This is a genomic window from Mesorhizobium sp. LNHC221B00 (genome assembly GCF_000502935.1).
GTDB classification, from domain to species: Bacteria; Pseudomonadota; Alphaproteobacteria; order Rhizobiales; family Rhizobiaceae; genus Mesorhizobium; species Mesorhizobium opportunistum.
Window position 1 is genome coordinate 1 of record NZ_AYWR01000018.1, and the last position, 24,139, is coordinate 24,139.

The following is a 24,139-nucleotide window of genomic DNA, read 5'->3' on the forward strand; positions in this document are numbered from 1 at the left end:
GCGCCGAGCTCCAGTGCAACCACTTTTCCGCCTCATCAAGCCGGTCGCCGCTGATCACTATGATAGGAACATCCGATTTTGTCGCCAGATTGCGGACGATCGCAAGTCCATCCTCCCGGCCAAGGTTAAGGTCAACAACCACGAGATCGACTGGCTCACGTGAAAGAACATAGTCAAACTGCTTGCTATCGTGGACTGCGGTTACCTTCAGGGCATGCATCGTGAGATACTCGGCGATGAGGCGCCGCATTGCGGCATCATCGTCAATGACAAGAACATGTTTCAACGGCACACCTTCAATCTTGAATCCCCTTGTCTAAACCTGTTGCCGAGCAACCCTGGGGCGCCGACCCAGAACAGCTGCACCTTGATACCACTCGCCGTTGCGTGCGGCCAATGTGAGGCCGTGCTCGTCCTGGTCTTTTCATCCCCAGCGAATTGACCGCACCAAGGCAGCCCGTGGCCACCAGACAGGTTCAAGCGCCGACATGACCCTGCCGTGTGGTCCTTCGCTTTTTCGCTTCGAGCTCCCCCGTTGGTGCAGGCCTGCCGATATCACTCGAGTTCGACCTCATGGATGCCAAGTTTCCTGCTATGCCCTTGCATCCTGGTCATCCTGGAGTTTGCGGACCTGGATCATCTCGATATCCTCCGGCTCGTGGATCCAGCTCGGACATGGTTGAGCAGCGCGGCGTTTGGCTTGATCGGAGAGGCGGTCGGCGGAAGAAGACCGTGATTCGCTGCAGCGGCCTTGTGCCAAATAGTATGTCTCCTGCCAAGCCGGCTTCGTCCAAGGTGGCCGGCGGCCTCAAATGCTGTTCGGGCGACCGGCAGGTCGCCGGTTGCGGTGAACGTCCGGGCTAACATTTCTCAGTTACTGCAACTCCTCCATCTTGAGCGTGTCACTATGCTTGTCCATTGCGCCGTCGGACTCCGTCAATGACGTGCGGTTTTCTGCCGATGGGACTGTGCATGATCCTCCCTTTGGCGGCGGCGGCGGCCGAACAGCTGAACCAGGCTCGCACCAGGATGGGCTGCGCCGCCACGTCTTCCCAGTTGACCCTCGCCCCCGCGGATTTGCGCCTTCGAGCCAGCTTCGCGGACGAGCTCGCGACTCAAGCAATGATCTGAGTGTGCAGGGCCGCGCATGGCTGCTCTTTAAGCACCGGCAGCATACCGGCAAAGTTGGGCTGCTTTATCGCCTTCGTCGATTCCCCACGGTGATCCCGAGCCTGAACAAACCCGCCAAGCTCCCCATTTTGTCCTTGGCTTGGCGCTGACAGAAGTACCATCCATGGCGCCGAAGTCGCGGCCCACAGTCTAGGAGCAACGGACGGCCGGGACGAGCAATCCTGCACAGGAGTCATTGTACCAAGATGCTCCGGATGTCGCTGGCTGATCGGGCCCGCGCCACCCACGCATGCGCAAGATGCTCACCCAGCTGAGACGAACACGGTCTTTGCTTCAGTTGAAACCGAAAAGCTGAACTTGAACATCACACAGTAACAAACCTCCCCGATAAGCGCGTGCCGGACAGGGCCAGAACCCGTCCGGCGGCTTGGAAAGGTAGGTGATAGGGAATGTTTATTGCAGCTTGGCCGCTGGCCATCGTCCTGTTGACATCCATGTCACTCCCAGCCGAGCCCGCGCCACTCTCTCCGCGTGAGTTCCGCAGCCTGTCGCGCAAATGCGCTCCCTGGGTTGCGCCGTCCACCCTGGCCGCGATTGCCAAGATTGAAAGTGGCTTTGACACGCTGGTGGCTCATGACAACACCACAGGTGAGCAGCTTCGCTGGATAGACCACCTGGAAGCCACGCGGGGCATCAAGGAACGCCTCGAAGCACAACATTCTGTCGATGTTGGATTGATGCAGATAAACAGCAAGAACTTTGCCATGCTCAATCTTACGCCGGAAAGGGCTTTCGAGCCCTGCGCCTCGCTTTCGGCTGCCGCCCACTTGCTTGAAAGCCGGTATGCCGGCGGCACCACTGCTGTGGCACAGCAACTGGCGCTTCGCCGTGCCATCTCGGCCTATAACACGGGCGACGTCACGCGTGGCTTCGCCAACGGTTATGTACGCAAGGTCGAGTCGGCCGCAAAGGACATCTCAAGTCTCCTTGAGCGAACGCTGGAGCCGACTGCTCGAGATGTGCCGCACCTTGAGGCACCCGGTCGGAAAGCCGTGCCGCCTCTGCTCCAGCAGAGCCAACAGGCCAATAGAAAGAAGCAGCCCAACCAAGATTCTTGGGACATTTGGGGCTCGTATCAGCCAGACCGCTCCGGGGCCGATCCCTCCGGTCCGACAGGCAGCCAGGCTGCGAAAGCACGGGAACCCGCGAACCCGAACAAACTCGTATTCGATTGAAACATGGAGATGCAATGATGACGCCACTCAAGATACTTCGTGCGCTTAAAACGCGTGTTCCTTCGCCTTTTTCCATGCTGCGCATGGCGGCTGAATATGTACCGGCCGCTGCTGCAGGCGCGGCGTGGACGGTCTTCTACAGCGGGCCAGCCGCGGCTCAGGTGACCGGAGGGACGGATCCTGCCAAGATGGTCCAGAATATCTGCACGTTCATACTTGGCCCCTTTGGACAATCACTGGCCGTGCTCGGGCTCGTAGCCATCGGTATCTCTTGGATGTTCGGTCGTGCTTCACTTGGCCTGGTTGCGGGTGTCGTTGGAGGGATCGTCATCATGTTCGGGGCCAGCTTCCTGGGCAAGGCGCTCATAGGCGGTGGCTGATGAGCGACCGGTTGGAAGTGAGCACCCTCTATGTGGCGGCGACGCGCCCCGCACTGTTTCTGGGGGTGCCGCTGACGCTGGCCGGATTGCTCATGATGTTGGCTGGGCTTGTTATCATTATCCTTCAGAACCCGCTCTACGAAATCGTTCTCGCGCCACTCTGGTTCGGAGCACGGCTGGTTGTTGAGCGTGACTATAACGCGGCAAGCGTCGTGCTGCTCTATTTGCAGACGGCCGGCAGAAGCGTGGACGGGCCGGTCTGGGGAGGCGCAAGCGTCAGCGCCAATCCGATCAGAGTGCCGAAACGCGGAAGAGGAATGGTGTAATGTTCGGCGCCAGCGGCCGGACCGAGAGGTCTGGCGAGATCTACCTTCCGTATGTTGGTCACGTAAGCGATCAGGTTGTCCTTCTGGAAGACGGATCGATCATGGCCATGGCACATGTGAACGGTGTGCCCTTTGATTTGGAAGACGCTGAGATGCGCAACTCGCGCTGCCGCGCGTTCAACACTCTCTTGCGCAACATCGCCGATGACAATATCTCGATATACGCTCATCTTGTGAGACACAACGATGTGCCGGCGCCGGCGCCGCGCCAGTTTCAAAGTGCCTTCGCTGGCAGTCTGAGCGAGGCCTACGAGCGTCGTGTGCTGTCGGGAAAGCTCTTTCGCAACGATCACTTCCTCACTTTGATCGTGTCCCCCCGCACCGCAATCGGCAAGATCGGCTTGCGGATTGCCAAGTCCCGCAGACGGAATGAGCACGATCTAGCCACCCAAATGCGGAGCCTGGAAGACCTCTGGCACATCACTGCTGGCGCGCTCGGCGGTTACGGTCTGCGCCGGTTGGGCATTCGTGAGAAAGGCAACGTGCTCTTCACGGAAATCGGCGAGGCGCTTCGGCTCATGATGACTTGCCGGTTTCTTCCGGTTCCGATGGTTACCGGCTCACTTGGCGCCTCGATCTACACTGACCAGGTCATCTGCGGGAAGCGGGCGCTTGAGATTCGAAGGCCCGTGGATAGCTCCGTCGGATCATTGTTTTCGTTCCGTGAATATCCGGCGACGACGCGGCCGGGCATGCTAAATTCCTTGCTGTCCGCCAACTTCCCGCTTGTCCTGAGCCAGAGCTTTTCCTTCCTCACTCGCCCACAAGCTCATGCCAAACTAAGCCTTAAGTCCAGCCAGATGACGAGTGCCGGCGACAAGGCTCTCACCCAGATCAATGAACTTGCCGAGGCAGAGGACGCACTGGCAAGCAACGAATTCGTGATGGGTTCGCATCATCTGAGCCTGTGCGTCTATGCCGACAGCCTCAATAGCCTTGCAGATCGCGCAGCAAGTGCCCGCGCACGGCTGGCCGACGCGGGCGCCGTTATCGTCCAAGAGGGCATCGGCATGGAGGCCGCATATTGGTCCCAACTTCCGGGGAACAACAGGTGGCGCACGCGCCCGGGGGCGATCACCTCACACAATTTTGCCGGGCTCGTCTCATTTGAGAACTTCCCAAGCGGTTCCAGTTCCGGCCACTGGGGCAATGCTGTTGCGCGCTTTCGCACAAACGGTGGAACTTCTTTCGACTACATCCCCCATGAGAATGACGTCGGCATGACGGCAATATTCGGGCCCGTTGGCAAAGGCAAGACGACGCTGATGACCTTTGTCCTCGCGATGCTTGAGCAAAGCTTGGTCGATCGCAATGGTGCGATCGTCTTCTTCGACAAGGATCGGGGTGGTGAACTGCTGGTGCGAGCCACGGGAGGGACATATCTTGCGTTGCGCAGAGGCGCTCCGAGCGGCTTGGCCCCTCTGCGTGGACTGGACAACACCTCCGCCTCTCGGGACTTTCTGCGCGAGTGGTTGATGGCCCTGATCGAGAGTGACGGCCGTGGTCCGATCTCGCCGGAGGAAAGTCGTCGGCTGGAACGCGGCATTGTTCGTCAGCTTTCGTTCGAACCCCCTATGCGCTCACTTGCGGGCCTGCGCGAGTTCCTATTGCACAGCCCCTCCGAGGGCGCAGGAGCACGGCTGCAGCGGTGGTGTAGAGGGGGGGCGCTTGGATGGGCCTTTGACGGCGACGTGGACGAAGTAAGGCTGGATGCCTCCATTACGGGCTTCGACATGACGCAGCTCCTGGAATATGAGGAGGTCTGTGCACCGGCCGCCGCATACCTTCTGCATCGAGTGGGCGCTATCGTCGATGGTCGTCGGTTCGTCATGAGCTGCGACGAATTTCGATTCTATCTACTCAACCCCCAATTCTCGGCCGTTATCGACAAGTTCTTGCTCACGGTCCGCAAAAACAACGGCATGTTGATACTCGCAACGCAGCAGCCTGAACACGTTCTGGAATCGCCTCTCGGAGCTAGTCTCGTTGCGCAATGTATGACGAAAATTTTCTACCCATCACCGACGGCGGACCGCTCTGCGTATGTCGATGGCTTGAAGTGCACTGCGCAGGAGTTCGAGGCAATCCGCCAGGGAATGGCAATCGGCAGCCGCAAGTTTTTGCTCAAGCGCGATAGCGGGAGTATTGTTTGCGAATTCGATCTTGGGCAGATGCGCGAGTACGTAGCCGTACTCTCGGGGCGGGCCAACACAGTGCGCTTTGCCGACCAGCTTCGTAACCAGCACGGAGACGCCCCAAGTGGGTGGCTCGACAAGTTCATGGCCCGGTACCATGAAGTTCAAGACTGACGGAGGAATATTCATGAAACTTGCCAAACTTGCAGTAACGACCCTTGCTGCTTCCCTTCTGCTTCACGGACAGGCCCGGTCGCAATGGATCGTCACCGACCCTGTAACAGAAACACAATCGACCTTAACAGCGATTTCCAATGCGGCGATCCTTGAGAGGTCAATCGAGACGCTCGCTACCACGATCGAAATGGTGACAATGCTAACGTCGTCATTCGCTGTCACGGGACTGCTAAGCTCACTGAACCAAGGAAATCATTACCCGTCGGGCAATAAGCTGGAGGAGCAGATGTTTGATGCTCGGGCGCCAGCTTCGATTATGGCCCGTAACATTGCGAAGGACCCAAATCGGATAGTCAACGGCACCGATTCAGAAGCGAAACTGTTACAGGGACAAATCGCCGGGGCCGCCAATGCCGCAGCTATTGCAGCCGACACTTTGGGCATGATGGACAAGCGCCTTAAGGATAACGCCGGCACGCTTGGTCAGCTTTCCCGCTCGGGAAATATTATGCAGGCCACCGTGACCAACGGTCTGGTCCTCAAGCAGATTCACGATGCGATGATCCAAAATGTCCAGGCCACGAGTCTGCTGACAATGGCCACTGCACAAGGGAGCCTTCACGCCGTGGAGGAGGCCGCCACGCAGCGTCGCGAACATCAGGACACCGCTAATATGTTTAGCATCCTCCCGTAAACCACACAGAGTTCATCAGGCTCAGCTGCGCTGATCAGGGACACATCAGGCTCACGCCATGAATTTCAAAATTCCCGCGCCATTCACGACTATACACACGATCTTTCATGGGGCCTTCACGTCCGGGCTGCACAAAGTGCTTGAAAACGTCCAAGCGGCGGTCAGTGCGCCTCTGGTTGCGTGTGTCACGCTCTGGATAATAATCCAAGGCTGTCTGGTCATGCGTGGTCAAGTCGATGCGCGCGGGGGTATCTCGCGCGTAATCATGGTGTCGATTGTCGTCGCCCTTATCTTAGGGCAGGCCAACTATCAGCAGTACATTGAAGCGCTCTTCGACGACACGATTCCGAGGTTGGCTCACGACATCAGTGGCAGCGACTTGCCCTTCATCGGAATCCCCCAGAAGCTCGATCTCATGTTTGCTTCAAGCCAGTATGTCTTTCAGCTGATTGCTTCCGAAATTGGGCCTATGAACGGCCAGGACATACTTGCTTTCGAGGGAGCGCAATGGATTTTCTACGGCGCGCTGTGGACAGCGTTCGAGATCTACGATGCTGTTGGAATTCTGACGAAGGTGCTCTTGACGATCGGCCCCCTGGTCCTTGTAGGCTACCTTTTTGATCACACTCGAGACATAGCCACCAGATGGATCGGCCAACTGCTCTCGTACGGGCTGCTGCTTCTCCTCCTCAACATCGTTGCAACGATAGTAATCGCTGCCGAAGCAGTCTCGCTGGCAGCCATGCTTTTGATGATCAAATTCTCGGGCACGACAGCAGCCAAGATCATCGGGCTTTACGAGCTCGACATGCTTTTCCTAGCTGGTGACGCTCTGATCGTCGCGCTTCCGACGATCGCCAGCAGCATCGCCGGCGGCTCTTGGGGAGGTGCGAACCGACCTCTTAACAGCCTCAATCGCCACTTTGCCAAAACGGCGGGTGGTTAATCAATCGACAAGCTCGGTGCCAAAAACATGAAATATTGCCTACTTCTGTCAATCCTCGCTTTGGCCGCCTGCAAGACGAGCCATGGGCTTGCGACGTGCGCGGGTGCCCCATTCCAACTGAACGTGGGACAATGGGAAACCACCCCTGAGGATCTTCAGGTCGAATGCGCGGAAGAGCCAAAGTGAAATTTCCTGAACATGCCCTTCTGGTGGAGAGAGAAACGCTAGCCGCCCACTATAAGAAGGTGGAAGCGTTTCAAACGTCACGAGCGAAGTCTGCGCGGCGCCTGTCAAAGGCCCTGATCGCCTTTGCCGCAGCGGCGGTCCTAGGAAATGTTGCCCAGGCATTTACCATCGCTGCCATGGTCCCGTTGGCCAAGCTCGTACCTGTGTTCCTCTGGGTCCGGCCGGATGGGACCGTCGACAGCGAAGTGTCAGTCTCTCGACTGCCGGCAACCCAGGACCGAGCCGTCATAAATGCTTCGCTGTGGGAATATGTACGCCTGCGCGAGGGGTACACAGCAGATACAGCCCAATACGCCTATGACCTCGTATCCAGTTTCAGCGCGCCGGCTGTGCGACAGCAATATCAAGATTTCTTCAACTATCCGAATCCCACCTCGCCGCAAGTCACCGTCGGCAAGCGCGGCAAGCTCGAGGTCGGGCATATTTCCTCAAACGACATCAGTCCGGACGTTCAACAGATCCGTTACAAACGTACGCTTGTTGTCGATGGGCAGATGCCGATAGTGACCACCTGGACAGCTACCATCCGCTACGAGCGCTTGACGGGTCTGCCTGGGCAATCGAGGCTCACCAATCCGGGAGGTCTACTCGTCACTTCCTATCAAGGCTCGGAAGATAGCGTATCGAACCTGGGCTATGTGCAGCCATGACAAAAAGAGCGTTTCTCGCGCTGGTCTGTTCACTCTTCTTAACGATGGAAGCGTCCGCGGAAGACACACCACTTGCCGGCAAGCATGATGCGCGCATGCGCTACCTGGCTTATCGTCCCGACGAAGTGGTGCGCCTGTCTACCGCAGTGGGGGCAACGCTGGTTGTCACATTCGCGGCCAACGAGACAGTCGCAGCCGTGGCCGTTTCCAATAGCAAAGACCTGGCTGCGCTCCCGCGCGCCAACTATCTCTTTTTTAAGGCTAGCCGGATGCTCCCGCCGCAGCCGGTCATCGTGCTGGCCGAGAGTGAGTCCGGTACACGGAGATACGTCTTCAGTATTTCAACGAGAGCGATGCCAAAACTCGATGAGCAGCAACCTGACCTATACTACAGCGTGCAGTTCACCTATCCTGCTGATGAGGCTGCTGCTCAGAGAAAGGACGCAGAAAGGCGCTCGATTCTTGGTCAGGCCCGGGCGAAAGTGCTGCACGACGAGAGAGTTCAGGATTTGTTGAATCGGCCCGCCGCAACTACCAGTCCGGACGAAAGCAATTTTCACTACGTCGCAAAGGGCGATCGATCGCTGGCGCCGCTGCAAGTTTTCGATAATGGCTTTACCACCGTATTTGGCTTCGCAAGCAATTCCCGCATACCCTCCCTCTACATTATCAATCCCGACGGCAAGGAAGCCGCTGCCAATTACACGGTCAAAGGGGACTATGTTGAAGTATCCGCAGTCGCCCGGGAATGGCGTCTGAGAGATGGCAATACGGTCTTGTCCATTTTCAACAGGGCTTATGACCCTGTGGGACGAGCGCCAGGGACCGGTACAGTGACACCCGACGTGTGGCGCGTTTTGAAAGGCTCGGCCGATGAATGAAACCGGCCCACAGTCGGGACATGATGTCCATGCCTCCGGATCGATGGTCTCGGAGCCGGCCCGCCGGCATGTTTCGGGATTGCAGAAGTTGGCCGTCGCTGCTCTTGTTCTCATCTCATCTCTATCGCTCATCTGGCTCGGCGGTCGTCCCAGCACACAAGACGAGCCAACTCAGCCAAAACCTCCAATTGTCGCCGACGCCGAGCCATTCCGCCCCGTGCCGATTAAGATTGCTCCCGAACCTTCAGCACCCGTACAGGCGGCGCAGGCAGGAGATCCTGCGCCATCCACGCCGCCTCCGGCGCCAGCTGATCCGCCGCCGGAGGAATCACCAATTTTCGCCTACAGTGGCAGCGGTCAAATGCCCAACGACGGTCAGCGGAACGAAGACAACCATAGGGATGCTCCCGCGACCTCGCATGAGATTTCAGACGCTGGCGATCTGACGGGGCGATTGAAGCCAGATATACAGGAGCCAAGCCGGGCCACACTTTTGCCGCACCCTGATCTCGTGATTACTCAAGGAACGATAATTCCCTGCATTTTGCAAACGGCAGTCGACACAAATTTACCGGGTTATGTGAAGTGCGTCTTACCTAAAGACGTCCGCGGCGCCACCAACAACGTGGTGCTTTTGGATCGCGGGACGACCGTGATTGGCGAGATCCAGCGTGGTCTCCAACAGGGGGATGCGCGTGTCTTCGTGCTGTGGACGCGCATCGAAACGCCTGACCATGCCCTCGTTTCGCTAGCGTCGCCGGGCGCTGACGAGCTCGGCCGCTCCGGAATGCCTGGCACGGTGGATAATCACTTCTGGCAGCGCTTTGGCGGAGCAATGCTCATGAGCGTCATTCAAGGCGCGTTTCAGGCCGCCGGTCAATACGCTGGCAGCTCAGGTGGAGGAAGCGGCATCAACAGCTTCCAGAGCAACGCCGGACAAGCCGTTGACACGACCCTTAGAGCAACGATCAACGTTCCGCCAACTCTGAAGAAAAACCAGGGAGATGCTGTATCCATCTTTGTGGCTCGGGACCTCGATTTCTCAGATGTATACGATCTTAGAGCGATCGCCGTGGCGCCAGCCCCCCAACATCGCCAACGCCGGAGAGACAACAATGCGACCGGAGGCTGACCCTCAATTGCGTTTGCTTCTCAACCCTGTTCTGAAATGGCTTGAGGAGCCAAGGACCGAAGAGGTCGCTATCAACCGGCCTGGGGAAGCCTTTGTCCGACAGGCCGGCGTTTTCACGAAACATCCGCTACCGCTATCTTATGACGATCTGGAGGACATCGCGATCCTCGCTGGAGCGCTGCGCAAGCAAGATGTCGGACCGCAAAGCCCCCTCTGTGCGACTGAGCTGCCGAACGGAGAGCGGCTGCAGATCTGTTTGCCGCCCGCTGTTCCCTCAGGAACAATAAGCCTGACGATACGGCGTCCCTCAAGTCGTGTGACCGAACTCAAGGAAGTTTCTTCTCGCTACGAATACTCGCGTTGGAATCAATGGCGGTCACGAAAGGAGCGCCAAGAGCGGCAGGACGAAACGATTCTTCAGCACTACGACCATGGTGACTTGGAGCAATTTTTGCGAGCGTGCGTTTGCGGGCGGCTCACGATGCTGCTTTGCGGACCTACTGGAAGCGGCAAAACGACAATGAGCAAGACTTTGATCAACGCTATACCCCCGCAAGAGAGGCTGATAAGTATCGAGGACACGCTCGAACTTGCAATCCCGCACGAGAACCATGTCCGGTTACTCTATCCGAAGGACCGAGCAGGCGTAGGTGCGGTGACAGCCGAGCAACTGTTGCAAGCCAGCTTGCGCATGCGCCCTGATCGAATATTGCTTGGCGAGATGCGCGATGATGCTGCTTGGGCCTACCTTAGCGAAGTCGTCTCCGGCCATGCGGGATCAATATCAACGATTCATGGGGCGGATCCGGTCCAAGGCTTTAAAAAGCTCTTTTCACTCGTCAAGAGCAGCCCGCAAGGAGCTGCTGTGGAAGACCACACGCTTCTTGACCTGCTGTCGGCTGCCATTGACGTCATTGTGCCGTTCAGTACCCACGGCGACGTGTATGAGGTGGGGGAGGTGTGGCTCGCCGCCGATGCCCGGCGACGCGGAGAGACAGTAGCCGACCTTCTTAACAAGCACTAAGGCTAGAGCACGTCGGGGATCGGTAAGTCGTTTGTGATACGATGGCGTAATTTGTTCGGATTGAACGTCCACTTTGATTTGACGGAGGTGGATAATGGGAGGAGGACTGGGCGTAGACCTTCGGTCACAAGTCTGAAGTCTTCGGGCGCCCTGTCGGCGCGGCAAGTTGCGGCACGATTCGACTGGGTGTATCGAGCGCGTCCGCTGAATTGCGCGGGCGACGCTCACCGAGCTGGTGCCGATGCCTGCTTCAAAAGCGGCATCGACACCCGGCAGGTCGTACCCTTGATTTACCTAGCCGCGCTCAATGAGCGTGTTCAAAGCCGCCGAACGTGTTCGGAATGACCGGTTGGCAAATCGGGAAGTGCCGTACAGGGAATCCTCCTGGTATTGCCTCCAGGGGGTCCTCTCGATGAACAAAGCCGCAACCTGCCCTTGCGACCTCAGCTGGAGTTTGCGACGCAATCCATATAGGAGGATCGATGCGCAGAGAAATCGCAGGCAGAGTCGGTGGCATTGTGGGCTGGCCGACCGACGGTTTCAGCCCGTCAACAGGTCTTCACGTGTTCCATCCCCGACTATTGCAGGCGTGCGGCTTGCATGCTCCCGCGATCACCCATCGGCAAGAGCGTTACGAACACTACGAAGAGTTGCGCGACTTCTGCTGTCGCCCCGGTCTTACAGCGGACGGTGACCTGTCCTACTTTGATAGGACGTGAAATGCGAACGCTGCTCATTGATCATCATGTGGATCTTACGCGCGCCGTGCGAGTTGCGCTCGGGGATAGCGGTTTTGCCGTTGATGTAGTTGGCAACCTGGAACAGGCGTCGAGGGCATTTTGTTGCGCAACCTATGAAATTCTCCTGCTGGAGTTGGCTCTGCCAGATGGCGATGGCTTGGGCTGGCTGAGACAGCTAAGGAGCGACGGGCATTCAGTTCCAACCCTCATTATGAGTAGCATCAACGATCTCGAGAAGCGAATTGCAATTTTCAACGGTGGCGCGGACGACTTTCTGCTCAAGCCCGTCTCTTTCGATGAGCTCATCGCCAGAATGAGAGCCATTCTGCGCCGGTCGACACAGGTGACCGACCCCATCGTTGTATTTGGCAATCTCAATTTCGATCCGATCGGCCGACAGGTTTCCGTCTCGGGTCATCCTCTGAAGATCGCACGCCGCGAACTATGTATTTTAGAGCATCTGCTTATCCGTGCAGGCCGCATCGCGCCTCGTGCGCAGTTGGAAGATCACCTCTATTCGTTCAACGACGAGGTATCTGCCAACGCGCTTGAAGTCGGAATCTATCGCTTACGTGGACACCTGAGTAGGTCAGGTGCAACGCCACGTATCACGACCGTGCGCGGCATTGGTTACATTCTTGAATTGACTGAGGCGGCATCCGCATAGTTGGTCTAAATTGAAAGAACAGACTGCCTGCCCGTCGTCAGGTTGAGCTTGTGGCCGTAATGGACATCGCGGCCGCCCTTGACGATGGTGTCGGCATGCGGTTCGAACGGCTCTGTCGCAAACTTTTTTGTAAGCGAGCATGGCAAGAAAAACGCCTCAGCTGTGGAGGAGCACGTGATGTTCAAGGGCCGCCATTTCGACCAGTCGGTGATCCTGCTGTGCGTGCGCTGGTACCTGGCCTACACTCTGAGCCTGCGCGATCTGGAAGAGATGATGGCCGAACGCGTTGAAGGTCGACCACCCCACTGTGCATCGCTGGGTCGCCCACTTCTCGCCGCAGCTGCTGGAGCGCTTCAACCGGCGCAAGCGTGTGGTCGGCAGCAAGTGGCATATGGACGAGACGTACATCAAGGTCCGCGGCCATGGATGTATCTCTACCGCGCTATCGACATCCTCGGCGACACGGTCGAGTTCTTCTTTAGCGAAAACCGTGACCTGGTGGCGGCCCAACGCTTCCTCCGCAAGGCGCTGACGCGCCATGGCCGGCCGGAGCGCATCGTCATCGACGGCAGCCAGACCAATTACGAAGCGATCCTTCCTGCGACGCTGAAAGCCGGCTGCGGCAGCGATCGCGGCGACCGCTGAAGCCGATCCGCATCCGCAATAGCCGGCATCTCAACAATCGGATCGAACAGGATCACCGGCGTATCAAGCGCCGCATTCGATCCATGCTCGGCTTCAAGTCGCATGCGAACGACGTGGTTATCCTCTCCGGCATCGAGATGATCCACATGATGGGCAAGCGACAGGCGAGGTATGCCTACAAGTCTGTCGATCGCTGTTTCGATATCCTCGCTGCCTGACGGACAGGCCGAAATGGCCGTTCACAACCCCATTTCCAGGTTTGCGACAGAGCCTTACCCTAGATCATGACCTGCTGATCGCAATCCTGGATCGGCTGAAGTTGACGGCGATCCGCGACCAGCTCGACACGCTCATGTCGAGCAAGATCGCGCAGTTCCCGTTTGTCCGCGAACTCGACGGCTTCGGCTTCGACGCGCAGCCATCGGTCTGCTTCAGCCAAACGTATTCATAGGTATGGGACAGGCCTTGCTATGTCCGCCACCCACGCCTGCTCCGAGGCCCTCCAGGGCAATGGTCTGAGACCTGGGCTCAAGCCCTTCGGCGAGGAGGATGAGACGCCGCTGGAGCTCAGGTGCAAGCGCTGCCACGCCCGCTCCGAGGCCCCACAAGGCCGAAGCGCAGTCGTCGGGGTCACGAGGCCTCTCGGCCACGACGACGAGACGCTGCTGGAGCCCGGTTGCAAGGGCTGCCACAGATGGCCTGAACCTGGATCCGCCTTTCTTGAGGCGTGGCGACTATCATCGCGGCGACACGCAGCTCTTGATTTGTGTGCGACATCCTCAGCAGATCCATCGGGCTGAGCCGCTCAGCAATATCAACGAGAATGTCCAGCGGCAGATCAAGGACACTCAGAGGAGGAAACGCCTGATCTTGAGGCTCAGAGCGCGTCTGCTCCACTATAGAACAGGATGATTCACCGGGTCCTTCAACGCCAGCCGCCGGTTCCGATGAGAGAATTGTCCCTGATATCACGCGCGATGGGGTTAAATGCCGAGATGGGCGCCTTGCCACGCTCCTCAATGCCCCTCATGATTCACCGCCTATAGCTACCAACTGAATGAATCATCGTGATTGTCGCGCAGCGGAATCCTCAAGGATCGGGCAGTTCGTAGGGGGCGCCGGTTTGACCAGGTTGAGCCCGCGAATTGCTCGATCGGACAAGATCCTAATTCTCGACCATGCGGTGAGGCTCGAACGAGATCCTCGGGACGCACTCCAAGGTGTCGATCATGTTCGGCACACAAGGAAAGGGCGGCATTGCTGCCGCCCTTTCCGCTGTAGGTTGATAGGGGCTGGATTAGAAATCCATGCCGCCCATGCCGCCCATGCCGCCCATACCGCCGCCGCCCATGCCGCCAGGCATGCCGCCGCCAGCCGACTCCTTCTTCGGAGCCTCCGCGATCATGGCTTCGGTGGTGACGAGCAGGCCGGCGACCGAGGCCGCGTCCTGGAGAGCGGTGCGCACGACCTTGACCGGGTCGACGATGCCCATGGCGATCATGTCGCCATATTCGCCCGACTGGGCGTTGTAGCCGAAGGTCGCGCCCTTGTTCTCAAGGATCTTGCCGGCAACGATCGAAGCTTCCGCACCGGCGTTGGCCGCGATCTGGCGGGCCGGAGCCTGCAGCGCACGACGCACGATGTTGATGCCGGCGGCCTGGTCTGCATTGACGCCGGTGGCCTTGATGTTGGCCGAAGCGCGCAGCAGGGCAACGCCGCCGCCTGCAACGATGCCTTCTTCCACGGCCGCGCGGGTCGCGTTGAGGGCGTCATCGACGCGGTCCTTCTTTTCCTTGACTTCGACTTCCGTCGCACCGCCGACGCGGATCACGGCAACGCCGCCGGCGAGCTTCGCCAGACGTTCCTGCAGCTTCTCCTTGTCGTAGTCCGAAGTGGTCTCTTCGATCTGCTGCTTGATCTGGGCAACGCGGNCGCCGTCGACGATGGTGGTGTTCTCCTTGGAGATCGACACCTTCTTGGCGCGGCCGAGCATGTTGAGGCCCACGTTCTCGAGCTTGATGCCGAGGTCTTCCGAGATGACCTGGCCACCGGTGAGGATGGCGATGTCTTCCAGCATGGCCTTGCGGCGATCGCCGAAGCCCGGAGCCTTGACGGCGGCGATCTTCAGGCCGCCACGCAGCTTGTTGACGACCAGCGTGGCCAGGGCCTCGCCTTCGACGTCTTCCGAGATGATGAGCAGCGGCTTGGAGGTCTGCACGACGGCTTCGAGAACCGGCAGCATTGCCTGCAGGTTGGAGAGCTTCTTCTCGTGGAGCAGGATGTAGACGTCCTCGAGCTCGGCAACCATCTTGTCGGCATTGGTGACGAAGTAGGGCGAGAGGTAGCCGCGGTCGAACTGCATGCCTTCGACGACTTCCAGCTCGGTCTCGGCGGTCTTGGCTTCTTCAACCGTGATGACGCCTTCGTTGCCGACCTTCTGCATCGCTTCCGCGATCATCTTGCCGACCGACTCGTCGCCATTGGCCGAGATCGTGCCGACCTGGGCAACTTCCTCGGAGGTCTTGATCTTCTTGGCAGCCTTGCCAAGCGCCGCGACGACTTCGGTCACGGCCAGATCGATGCCGCGCTTCAGGTCCATCGGGTTCATGCCGGCGGCAACGGCCTTGTNCACGGAGGTCTTGATCTTCTTGGCAGCCTTGCCGAGCGCCTCGACGACTTCGGTCACGGCCAGATCGATGCCGCGCTTCAGGTCCATCGGGTTCATGCCGGCGGCAACGGCCTTGTGGCCTTCCTGGACGATCGACTGCGCCAGGACGGTCGCGGTCGTGGTGCCGTCGCCGGCGATGTCGTTGGTCTTCGAAGCGACTTCGCGGACCATCTGGGCGCCCATGTTCTCGAACTTGTCCTCAAGCTCGATTTCCTTGGCGACGGTGACGCCGTCCTTGGTGATGCGCGGGGCGCCGAACGACTTGTCGATGACGACGTTGCGGCCCTTGGGGCCGAGCGTGACCTTCACCGCGTCGGCGAGGATGTTGACGCCGCGCAGCATGCGCTCGCGGGCATCACGGGAGAATTTTACGTCTTTGGCAGCCATTTTTTAGCTCCTGGCAAGGGCTTGGGGTAAGCCCGGAATTCAGTTGACGGTGAGGCCGATGATCAGCCGATGATGCCCATGATGTCGGATTCCTTCATGATCAGAAGGTCTTCGCCATTGAGCTTGACTTCGGTGCCCGACCACTTGCCGAACAGGATGCGGTCGCCGGCCTTGACGTCCAGCGGGACCAGCTTGCCAGCTTCGTCGCGAGCGCCGGAGCCGACGGCGATGATCTCGCCTTCCTGCGGCTTTTCCTTTGCCGTATCCGGGATGATGATCCCGCCAGCGGTCTTGGATTCGGATTCGACCCGGCGAACGACCACGCGGTCATGAAGCGGGCGGAACTTCGACTTTGCCATTTTTTCTTCCTCGATGAGAACGGTGAGAAACAGTTCCTCCATCCGGCGAAGCCGGACAACAACAAAGCCCGGCGACGCCGGGCCCTGTGATTAGCACTCACCAAAGGCGAGTGCTAACGTGGCGCTGAAATAGGCTGACGGCTGGCGAGAGTCAAGGCGGGCGAAGGCCGCGATGCGAGCGAAATTTTTCTCATGCTGCCGCACGATTTTAGAAAGCCTGGGTTGTGCCTGCCCCGGCTTGAGCGCCGTCCTGCTAACTTCAGTGTCTTGGCGCCTTCAGTGTCTTGGCGCCCGCAGCACCAATAGCGGGCATCGCTCGGCAAGCCCATAGCTCCCGGTCAAAGCGATGCGAACATCACCAAAAAACGCTCCCGCCTCGCTCACCAGTGTAGTCGCCGGCGCGAAGGTGTAGATGGCCAGCGAGTTCCGATAGACATCGATGGTGCCGATGGTGGGCAGGTCCCAGCCTGTGCGAGCCGAAAGCTCGTTGCGGTCAGGAAACAGTGCGTCGAACCTTTCCGCGATCGCCCTGACCGGAATGGCATGGTCGGGCGCATCGCCCGTCGCGGTCATTGCGACGCGCCATTTGAGTTCGTGGAAGGTCGAGACACCGCCCGAGAGTGCAAGCGCCCGCACCGCCGCCGGATCGTCCGGTGTTTCGGGACCGGCAAAGAGACGCAGTCCCGCCCGGCCGTCGGTGCGCAGTACGCCGGCGATCGCCGCAAACAGCGCCCGGCGCGCGGTTGAAAGGCCGAGCGCCGACAGGCAGCCGTCGCCGATCACCGCATCGACGCTTGCGTTCGGTACCGGCAAGTCCAGCCAGTCGCCGTTGATCGCCTTTCGAAACGCGGTGTCGCCTGGCCAGATACCGGCGATCATGTCGGACGATTCATCGACGGCCGTCATCGTCGTCCCGAGCCCGGCGAGTTCCGGTGTTACGCCGAGCAGAATGACGTGCGCCTTCGAAAGGTCGAGCTCACGCTCATAGGCCTCAACCGCTTCCGCTGGCGGCCGCAAAGGTGGCCCGAGCAACTGCCAATGCCTTCGAATGATATTCCAATGGTCGGTCATCCACAGCCCCAAGCCCGCGTTGTATTGGCAGCTATAATAGAGGACGTTAAAGAGACCAAGCGGGGGAAGCATGACGCGCATCGCGGTAATTACGCATGAGTTCGACAGGTTCGAACGCCGGCGCGGGCCGCTGTTTCGCCGCGACAGCCCCTACATGCTGTTCGATCTGCTGGAGGAACTGAAGCGACGCGGACATTCCGTCCGCATAATCCCCGGAACGTCGGCAAAGCCGGAGGCCGATATAGCGGTGCTGCACGTCGACGCGACCGTGACGCCACCCGAATATGTCGAATACGCACGCGCTTTTCCCTTCTGCCTGAACATTGGGGCCGCCGACATCTCCAAGCGACGCATCAGTGGCGCGGCGATCGGCAAGGACGACGACTGGCCAGGGCCGGTCATCGTCAAGAGCAATCTCAACAATCTCGGGATGCGGGAGCAGACGCTCAACCGGCGATCGCTGCGTGCCGGAAAGCCGAAGCCGTTTCCCGGCGTCGAGCCTATCGAGGGTTATCGCGTCTATGCATCCCTTTCGGAGGTTGCGCCGGCGGTCTTCGACCGCAGCGATCTCGTCGTCGAAAAATTCATTCCCGAGCCGGAACCGGACGGCTTTGGAGCCCGCTTCTGGATATTCTGCGGCGAGCGCGAGCGCTGCACCCGCCACGTCTCGCCGCAGAGCCTCGTCAAAGGCGACGACACGATCCGCCGTGAGCCAGTTCCGGTTCCCGAGGAGCTTCGCGCGCTGAGGCGCCGGCTTGGCTTTGACTACGGAAAGTTCGATTTCGTCATGCATGAGGGCAGGGCGGTGCTGCTTGATGCCAACAAGACGCCCGGTGGCGCCCGCAATCTTTCCGCGTTTCTCGCTGCCGGCAATGCCAATCTTGCCGACGGCTTCGAAGGCCTAGTCCGCCAGCTCGCATAGCGGGCGTTCTGATGCTTTCGCCGTCCGGGACCTCTCATTCGCGGCAGCTTACTGACGATCGCCAGGGCTACAAAAACAGCCGCAACTGGGTGTGGATGATCGACCGGTAATCCTCGATGGTCCGGCGGCTTTCGGCTTCGCCTTCCGCGAGCGCCAGCCGCACCACGCCACCGGCGAGCTGGAAGATCAAGAGAACCATGCGTTCGAACTGCTCGTGCTTGTCCGGCGCGAGCAAGGCGATGACGTGGTCGCAGAACATCCTGGCTTGATGCCGGGTCTCGGCGATGTCGAGATTCTTGAGCGCCTTGTCGGCCTGGATGGCGTTCTGCAGATCCTGGATGGCCGGATCGCCGGCAACGCGGCTGCGATAGTCGTCGAGCAGCCGGTCGGCCGCCACGATGATGTCCTTGGCTTCCCGGACATCGGCGACAATCGCTGACAGCCGCGCCCGGCTGACTTCGGAGAAACGCTCATAGAGCATCGCCAGGATCGCCGACTTGTTGGGGAAGTAGTGATAGACGGTGGCGATCGGCCCGCCCGCCAGCATGCCGACTTCCTTCATGGTGACGGCATCGATGCCCTTCTCGCCGATCAGCCGCATGGTCGTCGACAGGATGGCGTCGATGCGTTCGCGGCTGCGCTCCTGCTTGGGCCTGCGCCTCGGCTCGATCATCGTCTGCCTTGCTTCAACCATGCACCGGTCTTTCGCGCGCGTTTCCAAATTCTGGTTGACAATAAATATGATCAAGTATCAGTTTCTGGAATCCTGACAGATTGTCAGTTTTTTTGCCGCGCGGCAAGGACGTTGGGAGGCGCCTTTGGCTTCGACAAATACCGGCCACACCGGCACCGGCCACACCGGCACCGGCCACAAGGACACCGGACACAAGGGCAATGGCGACTGGCTGGTCGGCAATCCGACCGGCGGGCAGCTAGCCTCGGCTCTGTGGATCGGGTCGGTCGGCCTGCTGATCCTTGGACTGCAGCCCGTGCTGCTCGGCGCCCTCTATACCGAGGGCCATGTCAGCGGCGATGAACTGGCGCTGGTCGCCACCGCCGAGATGATCGCCATCGCCATCGGCTCGGCGATCGTGGCGATGCTGCTGTCCGCCCACAACATGCGCTGGAAAAGTGCGGTTCTCCTGCTGCTGCTGGCGCTGGCGAACATATGGACGGCCTATGCCGCCGGGGCCGGCACATTGATGGCCGCACGCGCCCTGGCTGGTCTCGCCGAGGGCGGCCTGGTCGCGGTCGCCACCGAATTGATCGCCCGTTCGCGGCGAGCCGAGCGCATCGGCGGCTATTTCGTCACCATGCAGACCCTGGCGCAATGCGCCCTGGCGTTGCTGCTGGCGCTCTATGTCATCCCCGCCGCCGGATCGGCCGGCGGCTTCCTCAGCCTCGCGGTCGTCTGCGTCCTGTCGCTCGTGATCGCCTTCATTGTTCCCGCTGACTACGCCGATCTGCCGAAGGAGGAGGATCTGGCCAATGTGCTGACGGTTTCCTCGATCACCGCTTTGCTGTCGGTCTTCTGCTACTTCATGTTCTTCGGCGCGGTGTGGGCCTTTCTCGAGCCGCTCGGCGCGCAATTCGGCATCGACGGTCGCACCGTTGGCCTGATCGTCTCGGCCAGCCTCGCGGTGCAGGTCCTGGGCGCGATGACGGCGACCGTGTTCGAGGCGCGCATCGACTATCGCATCGCCATCGCAGCCATTGGCGCCGTCGCGGTCGTCGCCTCGCTCGTGCTCGCCAGCGGGCCTGGCCTCACCACCTTCTGGGTCACCGCCCTGGTCATGGGTTTCATCCTCCTGTTCATCGTGCCGTACCAGATCCGGCTGGCGATCACCGCCGACGAGACGCGCACCGCCGTGCTTTTGGTGCCGGCCGCCCAACTCTTTGGCCTGGCGATCGGTCCGGTCGCGGCGTCGCTGCTCATCGACGGCAAGGATTTTCGCCCCGTGCCGGAATTCGCCGCCGCCAGCGCTGTCGCCAGCGTGGCATTGCTTGGCCTGATCATCCTGGTGGCGCGGCGCCGCCGGATTGTTGCGTGAGCGCCATGTCGAAAACCTGGAGCAACTGGTCCGGCTTTGTCACCGCCGAGCCACGGCTGATCGCCAGCCCCGCCGATGCCGGCGAACTCGGCGATCTCATTCGCACGGCACCTGGTCCGGTCCGTGTCGTCGGCGCCGGTCATTCCTTCACGCCGCTGGTGAAATCGCAGGGCACGATCCTGTCGCTCGAGAAGCTCGAAGGCCTGGTGTCGCATGACCCGCAGAAACATCAGGCACGCGTGCGGGCAGGGACGCGGCTCGGTTCGCTGATGCACATCCTGCAAGGCATCGGCCAGGGCCTGCCCAATATGGGCGACATCGACCGCCAGGCGATCGGCGGCGCACTGGGAACCGCCACCCATGGCTCGGGGCCGACGCTCGGCGCCTACCACACGCAGTTGGAGACGGTGCAGATCGTCGACGGGCTTGGCAAGGTCCGTGACTTCAGTCGGGCAGGGGATCAGGACATGATCCACGCCATCGGCGTCGCGCTCGGCGCTTTCGGCATCCTCAGCGAAGTGACGCTGAACAACATCCCGACCTACCGCCTGCGCCGCCGCAAATGGGTGCTTCCGATCGCCGACATGCTGCGCGATTTCGAGACCATGATGACCGCGCACCGGTCGGCCGAATTCTACTACATTCCGTTCTCCGGCTATGCTCAGTTCATCGCCAGTGATTTCAGCACCGAGGCGACCACCGCACGGCCGACCGAGGATGACGAGGGCTCGTTGAGGACGCTGCGCCGGCTGCGCACCGCGCTTGCCTGGCTGCCGTCGCTGCGCCGCCGGCTGATCCTGGGCGCCGTCGCCAAAGTGCCATCCGAGGACTATGTGCAGGACTGGATCAACGTCTATGCCAGCGACCGGCAGACAAAATTCAACGAAATGGAATATCACCTTCCCTTCGAGGAGGGCCCGAAGGCGCTGGCCGAAATTATCGAGCTGACCGAGAAGTGCTTTCCCGAGGTCTATTTCCCGATGGAGGTGCGCAGCGTCGCGGCCGATCGGTTCTGGCTTTCGCCCTTCCATGACAGGCCGACCTGTTCGATCGCCATCCACCACGATGCCGCCAACGATCCGCTGCCGTTCATGCGCGCGGCCGAGCCGATCTTCCGCAAATATGGCGGCAGGCCGCATTGGGGCAAGATGCACAGCCTGCAAGCGGCGGACCTGAAGAAGCTTTACCCGCGTTGGGACGATGCGATGGCGGTGCGCCGCGACATCGATCCGCAGAACCGTTTCGTCTCGCCCTACATGGCTGGCCTGTTCGGCATCGAGCCCAGTCCTTTCGGTGTCGACCGATGAGCGCCTATTTCGCCACGCTTTCGGAGGCGCTGAAAAAAGCCGGCATCTTCCAGCCCTGCCTGCTGCTCGACCGCGACCGGTTGGATAGCAACATTGCCATGGTGAAGGAGAGGCTCGACCCCGGCCTTGCGGTGCGGCTGGTCGACAAGTCGCTCGCCTGCCTGCCGCTGCTTTCGCACATCGGCAAGGCGCTTGGGACCGATCGCTTCATGACCTTCCATCCGCCGATCAGCGAGGCGGTGCTGAAGGCGTTTCCGGATGCGGACCTCCTGTACGGCAAGCCGATGCCGGTCGGAGCGGCCAGAGCCATGCTTTCGAAGGGCGAAGTTGACCGGACACGCATCTGCTGGCTGATCGACACGCAGGAGCGGCTGGCGGAGTATGGCGCCCTGGCAGCCGAGCTCGATGTCGACCTGCGCATCGCCTTCGAAATCGATGTCGGGCTGCATCGCGGCGGCTTCGCTGAACCGGCGGCCTTGTCGCAAGCCTTGAAGGGACTGTCGGCGCACAAAAGGCTGCGCTGCGAGGGCGTCATGGCTTATGAGGCGCATGCGCCGCACATTCCCGGCCTGTTCGGCGGGCCGGCGAGGGCGCTGGCACGAGCGTCGGAGCGGGCCACCGCTTTCGTTGCGTGCCTCGGCGCCGGCCAGCGCGGCATTCTCAACATCGGCGGCTCCAAGACCGCGCTGCTTCACCGCGGCGGCATGGCCAATGAAGTGTCGATGGGGTCGGCCTTCGTGCTGCCCGGCGATTTCGATACACCTGGCCTCGACGGCTTCCAGCCGGCAGCTTTCATCGCGACGCCGATCCTGAAAGTGGTCGAGCCGATGCTGCCCGGCCCGCCGGCTGTTTCCCGCCTGCTGCGGGCGCTCGGCCGGTTTCCGCGCAAGGGCTGCTATCTCTATGGCGGCAAATGGATGGCCGAACCGGTGTTTCCCCGGGGGATGAAGACGAATAGCCTGCTCGGCTTGTCCTCCAACCAGCAATTCATGGGTCTGCCTGCCGATGTCGTTGCCAGGCCGGGCGACTATGCATTCCTGCGACCGACGCAGAGCGAGGCCGTGCTGCAGCAATTCGGGCCCATCGCGGTGCTTTCCGGCGGCAAAATCGTCGATCGCTGGCCGGTGTTGCCGATGATGTGAGAGCGCATCACGGCGTTGCCAGTAGCGCTGGCAACCGAGACGTCGCCATCCTAGGGTCTGCGCCGCGTCGCTTCGCTTCGCTCCTTGCTCCGCCCTAGAATGACGAAGTTGTGTGGTGCCTCGCCGATCATTTCCTTGACTCAGTCAACTAAATCATCGATCCTGTCCAAGACAGGAGAAACCGCTATGACTATCCACAATCACCGCGGCAAGGAACTGATCGATGCGGTGCGGGCCTTCAACCGCTTCTATACCCGCCAGATCGGCCTGATTGACGAGGGGCTGTTAAAGAGCCGGTTCTCGCTGACCGAGGCGCGGGTGCTTTATGAGCTTGCCCATCGCGACGGGCTCGTTGCCAGCGACCTTGTGCGCGATCTCGGTCTCGATCCCGGCTACGTCAGCCGCCTGCTGAAGAAATTCGAGGAGCGGGGCTTGGTCGAACGCGCCGCGACGGAAGCTGATGCGCGCCGCGCTTCGATTACGTTGACGCCGGCGGGCAAGGATGCATTTGCGCCGCTCAACCAGGATTCGCACGATCAGGTGAGTGCGTTGCTCGATCGTCTGGTGCCCGCCGATCAGGACCGACTGGTCAAGGCGATGCGCATTGTGCAGGACCTGCTCGGCGACAAGCCTGAACCTGGGGTGCCTTACATCCTGCGGCCGCTGCAGGTCGGCGACATCGGCTGGATCACCCGCCGGCAAGGAATGCTATACGCGCAGGAGTATGGCTGGGACGAAACCTATGAGGCACTGGTCGCCGAGATCCTCGCGGCGTTCGTCAAATCCTTCGACCCGAAATGGGAGCGCGCCTGGATCGCCGAGCGGGAGGGCGAGGTCGTCGGCTCGGTGTTCATCGTGCGCAAGTCGGACCATGTGGCGAAGCTGCGCCTGCTCTATGTCGAGCCTTCGGCGCGCGGCCTCGGCATCGGCAAGCGGCTGGTCGAGGAATGCATCGGCTTTGCCCGCGCCAAGGGGTACAAGACGCTGACCCTGTGGACCAACGACATTCTCTCGGCCGCCCGGCACATCTACCAAGCGGCCGGCCTCCAACTGACCGAGGAAGAGCGGCACCATTCCTTCGGCAAGGATCTGGTCGGCCAGAACTGGAACCTGGAGCTGTAGTGTCTCCTTCCTTCTCCCCTTGCGGGAGAAGGTGGATCGGC

Annotated in this window: 21 protein-coding genes and 3 pseudogenes; 19 read left to right on the forward strand and 5 right to left on the reverse strand. The window is 60.3% G+C overall.

Translation table 11 applies throughout. The features are described from left to right. A pseudogene (locus X741_RS0135520) lies at positions 1 to 286 on the reverse strand (response regulator); the annotation flags it as partial. Between the two features lie 1,294 nt (positions 287 to 1,580). On the opposite strand from X741_RS0135520, the gene X741_RS145300 reads away from it, so the two are divergent. The 14 genes and pseudogenes from X741_RS145300 to X741_RS145250 form a co-directional block, all read left to right on the forward strand. Further along, complete coding sequence (locus X741_RS145300) at positions 1,581 to 2,366, forward strand: type IV secretion system lytic transglycosylase VirB1 (RefSeq protein WP_023775348.1); 786 nt, start codon at positions 1,581 to 1,583, stop codon at positions 2,364 to 2,366. A gap of 74 nt (positions 2,367 to 2,440) precedes the next feature. Next, the gene (gene virB2 / locus X741_RS145295) at positions 2,441 to 2,746 is read left to right on the forward strand and encodes a pilin major subunit VirB2 (RefSeq protein WP_023673707.1); all 306 of its coding nucleotides are present in this window, start codon (positions 2,441 to 2,443) and stop codon (positions 2,744 to 2,746) included. After that, positions 2,746 to 3,072, forward strand: a complete 327-nt coding sequence (locus tag X741_RS145290; protein ID WP_023679584.1) for a type IV secretion system protein VirB3 — start codon at positions 2,746 to 2,748, stop codon at positions 3,070 to 3,072. Before virB2 ends, X741_RS145290 begins: the two co-directional genes overlap by 1 nt. After that, positions 3,072 to 5,441, forward strand: coding sequence for a VirB4 family type IV secretion/conjugal transfer ATPase (locus X741_RS145285; protein WP_023775347.1), 2,370 nt, complete (start codon positions 3,072 to 3,074; stop codon positions 5,439 to 5,441). The genes X741_RS145290 and X741_RS145285 overlap by 1 nt, the downstream gene beginning before the upstream one ends. Before the next feature lie 13 nt (positions 5,442 to 5,454). Continuing rightward, positions 5,455 to 6,138 (forward strand): type VI secretion protein, encoded by a 684-nt coding sequence (locus X741_RS145280; protein WP_023785252.1) that lies wholly within the window; start codon positions 5,455 to 5,457, stop codon positions 6,136 to 6,138. 58 nt (positions 6,139 to 6,196) lie between these two features. Next, positions 6,197 to 7,084: a type IV secretion system protein gene (locus tag X741_RS145275; RefSeq protein ID WP_023762840.1), complete on the forward strand. Its 888-nt coding sequence runs from the start codon at positions 6,197 to 6,199 to the stop codon at positions 7,082 to 7,084. A gap of 27 nt (positions 7,085 to 7,111) precedes the next feature. Next, the gene (locus X741_RS1000000168855) at positions 7,112 to 7,270 is read left to right on the forward strand and encodes a type IV secretion system lipoprotein VirB7 (protein ID WP_081731114.1); all 159 of its coding nucleotides are present in this window, start codon (positions 7,112 to 7,114) and stop codon (positions 7,268 to 7,270) included. Next, a complete protein-coding gene (locus tag X741_RS145270) occupies positions 7,267 to 7,980 on the forward strand; it encodes a type IV secretion system protein VirB8 (RefSeq protein WP_023785251.1) in 714 nt (237 codons plus the stop codon). Before X741_RS1000000168855 ends, X741_RS145270 begins: the two co-directional genes overlap by 4 nt. Beyond that, a complete protein-coding gene (locus tag X741_RS145265; RefSeq protein WP_031250279.1) occupies positions 7,977 to 8,861 on the forward strand; it encodes a TrbG/VirB9 family P-type conjugative transfer protein in 885 nt (294 codons plus the stop codon). The genes X741_RS145270 and X741_RS145265 overlap by 4 nt, the downstream gene beginning before the upstream one ends. Next, positions 8,854 to 9,993 carry a type IV secretion system protein VirB10 gene (gene virB10, locus X741_RS0135525; RefSeq protein ID WP_031250280.1) on the forward strand — a complete coding sequence of 380 codons (1,140 nt, stop codon included), beginning with the start codon at positions 8,854 to 8,856 and terminating at the stop codon, positions 9,991 to 9,993. The genes X741_RS145265 and virB10 overlap by 8 nt, the downstream gene beginning before the upstream one ends. After that, positions 9,977 to 11,017, forward strand: a complete 1,041-nt coding sequence (gene virB11, locus X741_RS145260) for a P-type DNA transfer ATPase VirB11 (protein ID WP_023779307.1) — start codon at positions 9,977 to 9,979, stop codon at positions 11,015 to 11,017. Before virB10 ends, virB11 begins: the two co-directional genes overlap by 17 nt. A 720-nt stretch (positions 11,018 to 11,737) precedes the next feature. Continuing rightward, positions 11,738 to 12,424 carry a response regulator transcription factor gene (locus tag X741_RS145255; protein ID WP_023779308.1) on the forward strand — a complete coding sequence of 229 codons (687 nt, stop codon included), beginning with the start codon at positions 11,738 to 11,740 and terminating at the stop codon, positions 12,422 to 12,424. Positions 12,425 to 12,601: 177 nt separating this feature from the next. Next, positions 12,602 to 13,287: pseudogene (locus X741_RS01000000167055) on the forward strand (IS6 family transposase). A 41-nt stretch (positions 13,288 to 13,328) separates the two neighbouring features. Next, positions 13,329 to 13,496 (forward strand): annotated as a pseudogene (locus tag X741_RS145250) (ATP-binding protein); the annotation flags it as partial. Between the two features lie 870 nt (positions 13,497 to 14,366). On the opposite strand, the gene groL reads toward X741_RS145250, so the two are convergent. The 3 genes from groL to X741_RS145240 all read right to left on the reverse strand — a co-directional run bounded on the left by groL (position 14,367) and on the right by X741_RS145240 (position 17,554). After that, positions 14,367 to 16,124 (reverse strand): chaperonin GroEL, encoded by a 1,758-nt coding sequence (gene groL, locus X741_RS0135535; RefSeq protein WP_023779314.1) that lies wholly within the window; start codon positions 16,122 to 16,124, stop codon positions 14,367 to 14,369. Between the two features lie 62 nt (positions 16,125 to 16,186). Then, complete coding sequence (gene groES / locus X741_RS145245) at positions 16,187 to 16,483, reverse strand: co-chaperone GroES (protein ID WP_006203049.1); 297 nt, start codon at positions 16,481 to 16,483, stop codon at positions 16,187 to 16,189. A gap of 276 nt (positions 16,484 to 16,759) precedes the next feature. After that, complete coding sequence (locus X741_RS145240) at positions 16,760 to 17,554, reverse strand: class I SAM-dependent methyltransferase (protein WP_031250282.1); 795 nt, start codon at positions 17,552 to 17,554, stop codon at positions 16,760 to 16,762. Positions 17,555 to 17,624: 70 nt separating this feature from the next. Here X741_RS145240 and X741_RS145235 point away from each other — a divergent pair, with 70 nt between their 5' ends. Further along, complete coding sequence (locus X741_RS145235; RefSeq protein ID WP_023779317.1) at positions 17,625 to 18,476, forward strand: hypothetical protein; 852 nt, start codon at positions 17,625 to 17,627, stop codon at positions 18,474 to 18,476. A gap of 67 nt (positions 18,477 to 18,543) precedes the next feature. Here X741_RS145235 and X741_RS145230 read toward each other — a convergent pair whose 3' ends face one another. Then, entirely contained in the window at positions 18,544 to 19,170 is a 627-nt protein-coding gene (locus tag X741_RS145230; RefSeq protein WP_031250283.1) for a TetR family transcriptional regulator, read from the reverse strand. Between the two features lie 124 nt (positions 19,171 to 19,294). On the opposite strand from X741_RS145230, the gene X741_RS145225 reads away from it, so the two are divergent. The 4 genes from X741_RS145225 to X741_RS145210 all read left to right on the forward strand — a co-directional run bounded on the left by X741_RS145225 (position 19,295) and on the right by X741_RS145210 (position 24,098). Next, complete coding sequence (locus X741_RS145225; RefSeq protein WP_023779319.1) at positions 19,295 to 20,527, forward strand: MFS transporter; 1,233 nt, start codon at positions 19,295 to 19,297, stop codon at positions 20,525 to 20,527. 5 nt (positions 20,528 to 20,532) lie between these two features. Then, positions 20,533 to 21,834 (forward strand): D-arabinono-1,4-lactone oxidase, encoded by a 1,302-nt coding sequence (locus X741_RS145220; RefSeq protein WP_023779320.1) that lies wholly within the window; start codon positions 20,533 to 20,535, stop codon positions 21,832 to 21,834. After that, positions 21,831 to 22,976, forward strand: a complete 1,146-nt coding sequence (locus X741_RS145215; RefSeq protein WP_023779321.1) for a DSD1 family PLP-dependent enzyme — start codon at positions 21,831 to 21,833, stop codon at positions 22,974 to 22,976. Before X741_RS145220 ends, X741_RS145215 begins: the two co-directional genes overlap by 4 nt. Positions 22,977 to 23,162: 186 nt before the next feature. Beyond that, a complete protein-coding gene (locus X741_RS145210; RefSeq protein WP_023779322.1) occupies positions 23,163 to 24,098 on the forward strand; it encodes a helix-turn-helix domain-containing GNAT family N-acetyltransferase in 936 nt (311 codons plus the stop codon). The last annotated feature ends 41 nt before the right edge of the window (positions 24,099 to 24,139 follow it).

Coding starts and splice junctions, on each gene's coding strand:
- X741_RS145300 (WP_023775348.1), top strand. CDS start 1,581: ATGTTTATTGCAGCTTGGCCGCTGGCCATCGTCCTGTTGACATCCATG.
- virB2 (WP_023673707.1), top strand. CDS start 2,441: ATGCTGCGCATGGCGGCTGAATATGTACCGGCCGCTGCTGCAGGCGCG.
- X741_RS145290 (WP_023679584.1), top strand. CDS start 2,746: ATGAGCGACCGGTTGGAAGTGAGCACCCTCTATGTGGCGGCGACGCGC.
- X741_RS145285 (WP_023775347.1), top strand. CDS start 3,072: ATGTTCGGCGCCAGCGGCCGGACCGAGAGGTCTGGCGAGATCTACCTT.
- X741_RS145280 (WP_023785252.1), top strand. CDS start 5,455: ATGAAACTTGCCAAACTTGCAGTAACGACCCTTGCTGCTTCCCTTCTG.
- X741_RS145275 (WP_023762840.1), top strand. CDS start 6,197: ATGAATTTCAAAATTCCCGCGCCATTCACGACTATACACACGATCTTT.
- X741_RS1000000168855 (WP_081731114.1), top strand. CDS start 7,112: ATGAAATATTGCCTACTTCTGTCAATCCTCGCTTTGGCCGCCTGCAAG.
- X741_RS145265 (WP_031250279.1), top strand. CDS start 7,977: ATGACAAAAAGAGCGTTTCTCGCGCTGGTCTGTTCACTCTTCTTAACG.
- virB10 (WP_031250280.1), top strand. CDS start 8,854: ATGAATGAAACCGGCCCACAGTCGGGACATGATGTCCATGCCTCCGGA.
- virB11 (WP_023779307.1), top strand. CDS start 9,977: ATGCGACCGGAGGCTGACCCTCAATTGCGTTTGCTTCTCAACCCTGTT.
- X741_RS145255 (WP_023779308.1), top strand. CDS start 11,738: ATGCGAACGCTGCTCATTGATCATCATGTGGATCTTACGCGCGCCGTG.
- groES (WP_006203049.1), bottom strand. CDS start 16,483: ATGGCAAAGTCGAAGTTCCGCCCGCTTCATGACCGCGTGGTCGTTCGC.
- X741_RS145240 (WP_031250282.1), bottom strand. CDS start 17,554: ATGACCGACCATTGGAATATCATTCGAAGGCATTGGCAGTTGCTCGGG.
- X741_RS145235 (WP_023779317.1), top strand. CDS start 17,625: ATGACGCGCATCGCGGTAATTACGCATGAGTTCGACAGGTTCGAACGC.
- X741_RS145230 (WP_031250283.1), bottom strand. CDS start 19,170: ATGGTTGAAGCAAGGCAGACGATGATCGAGCCGAGGCGCAGGCCCAAG.
- X741_RS145220 (WP_023779320.1), top strand. CDS start 20,533: ATGTCGAAAACCTGGAGCAACTGGTCCGGCTTTGTCACCGCCGAGCCA.
- X741_RS145215 (WP_023779321.1), top strand. CDS start 21,831: ATGAGCGCCTATTTCGCCACGCTTTCGGAGGCGCTGAAAAAAGCCGGC.
- X741_RS145210 (WP_023779322.1), top strand. CDS start 23,163: ATGACTATCCACAATCACCGCGGCAAGGAACTGATCGATGCGGTGCGG.